Source organism: Achromobacter sp. SIMBA_011, assembly GCF_046535435.1.
GTDB lineage: Bacteria > Pseudomonadota > Gammaproteobacteria > Burkholderiales > Burkholderiaceae_B > Achromobacter > Achromobacter dolens.
Genome location: NZ_JAWRWN010001011.1, coordinates 1 through 246 on the forward strand (window position 1 = coordinate 1; position 246 = coordinate 246).

Sequence of the window (246 nt, forward strand, 5' to 3'; positions counted from 1 at the left end):
ATTTTATCTCGCCCGCAAGCCGCGTCAGAAATGGCGCGAAGAGAGCAGCATCACCTGTTCCATCTGCGAACACCCTTTCGAGCCGGAGGACATGGCCTGGTGTCCGGCCTATGCCGCACCGATCTGTTCGCTCTGCTGCTCGCTGGACAGCCGCTGCCACGACATGTGCAAGCCGAAAGCCAAGCTGAACTATCAGGTCGCCACCGTCGCGAAATCCTTCCTGCCGGATCAGCTGGTGGCGAAGCT

Annotated in this window: 1 protein-coding gene; it reads left to right on the top strand. The window is 60.2% G+C overall.

The annotated features are described in order from the left end of the window. Window positions 1-246, top strand: a 246-nt coding sequence (locus SB816_RS34065) for a hypothetical protein (RefSeq protein WP_410548507.1), incomplete at both ends; no start/stop codon positions are given.